This is a genomic window from Gordonia paraffinivorans NBRC 108238, assembly GCF_000344155.1.
Lineage (GTDB): Bacteria > Actinomycetota > Actinomycetes > Mycobacteriales > Mycobacteriaceae > Gordonia > Gordonia paraffinivorans.
In genome coordinates, this window is the sequence record NZ_BAOQ01000078.1 from 1 (window position 1) to 3,147 (window position 3,147).

The 3,147-nt window shown below is 63.5% G+C and carries 3 protein-coding genes and 1 pseudogene; all 4 read left to right on the forward strand.

The features are described 5' to 3' along the window. Nucleotides 1–474: pseudogene (locus GP2_RS20680) on the forward strand (hypothetical protein); the annotation flags it as partial. 262 nt (nucleotides 475–736) lie between these two features. Then, nucleotides 737–1,270 (forward strand): hypothetical protein, encoded by a 534-nt coding sequence (locus tag GP2_RS20685; RefSeq protein WP_006902604.1) that lies wholly within the window; start codon nucleotides 737–739, stop codon nucleotides 1,268–1,270. A gap of 279 nt (nucleotides 1,271–1,549) precedes the next feature. Further along, entirely contained in the window at nucleotides 1,550–1,990 is a 441-nt protein-coding gene (locus GP2_RS21760) for a hypothetical protein (RefSeq protein ID WP_006902605.1), read from the forward strand. Then, nucleotides 1,987–2,892 (forward strand): hypothetical protein, encoded by a 906-nt coding sequence (locus tag GP2_RS21900; protein ID WP_006902606.1) that lies wholly within the window; start codon nucleotides 1,987–1,989, stop codon nucleotides 2,890–2,892. Before GP2_RS21760 ends, GP2_RS21900 begins: the two co-directional genes overlap by 4 nt. Nucleotides 2,893–3,147: the final 255 nt, after the last annotated feature.

The following is a 3,147-nucleotide window of genomic DNA, read 5'->3' on the forward strand; positions in this document are numbered from 1 at the left end:
GCCGAGAATATGCAGAAGTCGAATATGCAGGGTTACCAATATAAGGTGCAGCCCGTCCTGGCGAGTTTCGATTACTCGTCCCGCCGCCGGGTGGCGTTCCGGCAAACAGGCCAGCACGCCATCGACCGGCCACCGCGGCACTCCGGAGGGCGAGCCGGTTTGAGTTCAGACGAGCTCTCACGCCTGAGTAAAGTCGGCAAAGGACTCAGCCGCGGGGCAGGCATGGCGGGAGCCGCTGTGACGATCGCTGATGAGGTGAGCAAAGCGGCACGAGGTGAGCAGGATTACGGCGACGCTGCGGTAACCGCCGGCGGCGCCATCGCCGGTGGCGCGGTGGCCGGCGCCGCCGCCGGTATGGTGGTCGGCTCCTTCGCTGGACCGATCGGAACAGCCGTGGGCGCTGGCATCGGCGCCGCGATCGGGAGTCAGGCCGGCGCCGACGCTGCCCGAGCGATCAAAGGACTCTTCGATTGAGATCTCGAGACAACTCACCGAGAACGAGACGGACCAGACCACGCCACAGCGTGTCACGCGACCGACCCTCCTGGGTGGAATCCCACGGCGAGCACCCTGCCAATGGACGTTCACGCACTTATCTCGGCCAGCCCAGTCTTTCCTTCCTCTTCTTTCCGCTGTACAACGCGCCGTCCATCATCGCCTTCGCCCTGGGTTGCTATCTTGGGGTCAACCTGTGACGGCACACAGACCAGCGCGCTGCCGATCAAAGGAGCACGAAGTGATAGCAGGTGTGGAGTACGCCGTAAGTCGTTCGGGTCATCCCGCACTCCTGCGCCAAGTCACCGAGCAACTCGCGTTCGCAGCGCCGCGTCCGTGGATCGAGGCAGACAACGCGACGGCCATCTCGTTGATGGCAAGCCGCATCCTGATCCGCCCGCACAACAACCCGACGTTCCCGCCCAACGTGGCGATCCAATACTTCGACCTGGGCAGAACCCCACCCCTACACCTTGGCGAGGTCGGCACCGCACGCGACATCGCCACGCTCGACACCCCAACCATCTTGTCGCACAGCATCACTCTTGCCGGGGCACTCAGCCGCGATGAAGGCACCTATCTCCACCACGGCCAGCAGCTACACATTCGGCGGTCACAACTGTCCTACACCACCGATACCGGCAACACATACCTGTCCATACTGACCTCAACCTCACGAGCTGCCGACTGGCAAAACCTCAACACCGAGTTCACCACGATCGAACAACTATGGTTCGACTCGACGATCACAACCCCACTCGGAACAACCCCATGAAATGCCTGTTCACCGGATGGGTAGGACACCTCATCACCTACCCCCTCATCGCCTTCACAGTCGGAATCATCGTTGGACTCGTCCTCAGATAACCCCCAAGCTTGGGACTGTCTGAATATCGGTGGGTGGGGTCCGGCCATCTCCTCACGGATCAGGCCGGACCCCACCCACCGATATTCAGACAGTCCCCTTCTCGCTGAACGTGGCGAAGTCGCTGCTCTCTCCGGTGCATCTGTCGACCGTGTTCGGTGCGAGGGGACAGCAAACATCGACATCGTCATGGAACTGGTCGGCGGGCGAACAGTTGGGGTCGAGGCCAAGCTTGATCACCGAGTCACTGACGATCAGATCGAGGCCGAGAAGCGTGCAGTCGACGACTTGTTCCTGCTAGTGCTGGATCGGGTCGATGCTGTTGATCACGCCGACCAGGTGCGGGGCGTGATCACCTGGAAAGAGGCTATTGATTGCTTTCCGGGATCGCGGGTGACCATGGCTGATATTGACGCCCTTCCTCCGCAGAAGGTCGCCGTCGAGCGTGTGCTCAGAAGTCTGACGGGAATTACGGGGTTGGACGCGCCAGCGTGGTGCGACCGGTCATGGCATGCGACTACTGCCGGTTCAGCGCCGGTCGACCCACCCCCGCCGGTTGTATCGGGGTCGGTGAGTTGGTTCCGCCGTCGCGTCGGAAAGTATGGCAGCAGCGAAGGAGGTTTCGAGTGAATCGATCACTTATCGCCCGTGCCGCTATCGGTAGCCTGTTCAGTGCTGTCGGGCCGCTGCTGCTGGGCGTTGCGGCTGCGATCTGGCTGATGCTCCCCACGGGGACCATGGTCAACGAACGCGGCTGGAGGGTGTTGAGCCCGCTAGTGTGGATCAACGAGGTCTCTCGTGCTACCCCAGACGACAAGCAGTGGATGGGTGTGTTGTTTGGCATCGCCATTTGGCTGCTGCTATCCGCGTTCCTGGTGGTGGCCCCAGCCGTGGCTCTGATTGTTGCGATCCGGCAGGGCGCCCGCCGGGTGCGCCGAGGGATCACGTTGCGCCGGTTCGACCCCGATGCTGCGCCCGACCTGGTTCTCGTGGCACAGCAGCCCAACAACTGGATGGCTTCGCGCATTAGCGGGAACTCGCAGCGGGTCGCCATACTGGGCGTGTTGGAGCGAATCGTCCCTGACAGCGGTCTGGCCGCCGCGCTCGCTGGTGAGACCACCGTCGCGCTCCTCGGCGACCGCACCAGTATGCCGGCGGTCATTTCTACCCGGTTGGACGGGTACCTTCTGAACCGCAGCTCTCGGTCGAGCGCGGTCATCGTGGTGGACCGGACGAACAACGAGTGCTGGCTGATGGGTCGCATGGTGCCGCAGTCCGCGCTCGTACCCGACCCGTCCGGGCTGCTGCCACGGACCCACCGTTCGCGCGAGGTGGGCACTGCTTCGCTCACCGTGGGCGGCGGTGCCGCCCTGGTCTGGGCAGACGACAACGGAGGCTGGGCGGAATCCGACGGCGGCTGGGGCGACGGCGGCTCCGACGGCGGAGGAGGAGGCGACGGCGGAAGCGGCGGAGGAGGTGACGGCGGGGGTGGTGACGGCGGGGGTGGTGGAGGCGGGGGTGGTGGTGAGTAGGTTCACGCCAAGCTCACCAAACTTGTCGGGTGTCCGCCAAGATGAGACTGGCGCCACGTGTTGGAAGTCGCTGACCAACAACGATCGGTTGTCGCGGTTCAGGTTTGGTGCCACTAGCCTGAACCGTCCTGGGTCTGGTGGAGACCGTGATCTCACCAGGAGAATGCCGGTATGGCTGCACCAAGGAAGTTCGATCCAGAGACCCGCGAGCGGGCTGTGAGGGCGTGAGGAACGAACTGGTGACAGGTTCGGTTT

Bases quoted from the DNA above. Each gene is read 5' to 3' on its own strand.
- GP2_RS21760 (WP_006902605.1), top strand. From the start codon at position 1,550: ATGGAACTGGTCGGCGGGCGAACAGTTGGGGTCGAGGCCAAGCTTGAT.